Origin of the sequence: Fulvivirga aurantia (assembly GCF_009711475.1) — a bacterium.
In the GTDB taxonomy this organism is placed as follows: Bacteria; Bacteroidota; Bacteroidia; order Cytophagales; family Cyclobacteriaceae; genus Fulvivirga; species Fulvivirga aurantia.
Genome location: NZ_SMMD01000348.1, coordinates 1 through 1,894 on the forward strand (window position 1 = coordinate 1; position 1,894 = coordinate 1,894).

2 protein-coding genes are annotated in these 1,894 nt (G+C 37.2%); both read left to right on the plus strand.

Translation table 11 applies throughout. The annotated features are described in order from the left end of the window. The first annotated feature begins 400 nt into the window (after positions 1–400). Entirely contained in the window at positions 401–1,555 is a 1,155-nt protein-coding gene (locus tag E1176_RS01720) for a serine hydrolase domain-containing protein (protein ID WP_155208850.1), read from the plus strand. Between the two features lie 84 nt (positions 1,556–1,639). Continuing rightward, the gene (locus E1176_RS21215; RefSeq protein ID WP_281349506.1) at positions 1,640–1,771 is read left to right on the plus strand and encodes a hypothetical protein; all 132 of its coding nucleotides are present in this window, start codon (positions 1,640–1,642) and stop codon (positions 1,769–1,771) included. Positions 1,772–1,894: the final 123 nt, after the last annotated feature.

Below are 1,894 nucleotides of genomic sequence, written 5' to 3' on the forward strand. Positions count from 1 at the left end.
AGTGATCATTTACACAATTGGTTTTGCCCAATTCAGGAATGTTATAGACCCCCAAACTCATTACTATTTCAGCAGGATAAACGGACCAATTATGATCGGTATAATATTGGGACATTCTTGCTATAGCTTTTATGGCATAATTGTTAATCGTCTCGATCGAAGAATGAAGATCGTTAGTACTTTAATGATTGCAGTAAGCATGATTCTGCTTCTGATATTTTTTATAATTTCATTATTCACGAGCAACTCATTATTCTAACAGACAAGTAGCTGTTGTACACCATTCACTAGAAATCAAACACCTCCCCTAATTCAACAAAAGTAATTTCAAGTTTTCCGGTATTATGTATAACATAGTTCCTTGCTATACGTATATCATCCAAAACTCAATAAAAACAATATGAAACAAATTTCGCTACTAGCAGCACTGCTGTGTTTATTACTCCTGACCCACTGTAATACCGATAACCAGGAGCCATCTAATCACACACTCGATAAGGAAAACAACGGAACTTTTGATAAAGACAAACTGGATAAATTGCTCGACCTACTCAACCAAAACGATAAGTTTATGGGCACTGTAGCTTTATCACATGAAGGGCAGGTAATATATTCAAAAGCGATAGGATATGAAGACATAGAAAACCAAACTTCATCTACCAATGAAACGAAATACAGGATTGGATCTACTTCTAAAATGTTTACTGCCACGCTTGTCTTCAAAGCCATAGACGATAAAAAACTAAACATTGATCAAACTATCGATCACTATTTTCCAACCATTGAAAATGCTGAAAAGATAACGGTAGGTAATCTCTTAAATCATAGAAGTGGGATCCACAGCTTCACAAAAGATGAGGCATTTTGGAGCTATCGCACAACGTATAAATCGCCTCAGGAACTGCTCCAGATCATATCAAGCTATGAAAGTGATTTTGAACCCGACAGCCAAAGAGAATATAGCAACTCAAACTATTTACTACTTTCTCTCATGCTCGAAAAATTGTATGATAAAAGCTTCAGTGAGCTCCTTGCCGATCAAATTACCACGCCATTAGGTCTTGAAAACACGTATTATGCAGACGGAGTTAATCAACTGGGTAATGAAAGTAACTCATACCATTACACGAGCCAATGGGTAAAAGAGGAAGCAACCAATTTGTCTATACCGATGGGTGCAGGCTCGATGGTTTCGACACCTATTGACCTCAACAAGTTTACCGAAGCACTTTTCAACGAAAAGATAATCTCCAAAGAAAGCCTCGACTTAATGACCTCAACGCAAGACAACTTGGGAATGGGCATCATGCCTTTCCCTCACAAAAATAAAATGGGATATGGACATGGTGGTCATATTGATGGTTTCCATACCATCTCAATTTACTATCCTGAAGAAAAGTTGGCTATAGCATTGGCTAGCAATGCCATTGATTACAACCTGGACTTTTTGACCAGAGATGTTTTGAGGTGTTATTTTAATGAGCCATTTGAACTTCCCAATTTTGAATTTCCTGAAATTACTGCGAGTGAATTAGAAAAGTACGTTGGAGTATAAGCTGGTAATGATGGTGGAAAATTTACCATAACACTAGAGAATAACACACTATATGCGCAACTCAATGACTTTACCAAAGAGACTTTGGTATATAAAGGTAACGATGTATTTATGAATGAAGAGATCGGAGCAAACTTCAAATTTGATCTTCAGGCAAACCAATTAGGGTTGGAGCAAAGCGGTGTAGCAGATATTTACATCTTTACAAAGCAATAATGGATATAAGGCCTGATAGCCATCGGGACTTAAACCCTCAGAGTCCTCTACAAGTGACTCTGAGGGGATAATAGACTTACTGAAATTTAGGTAATCAGAATACATCATTTAACAGGCTCAACA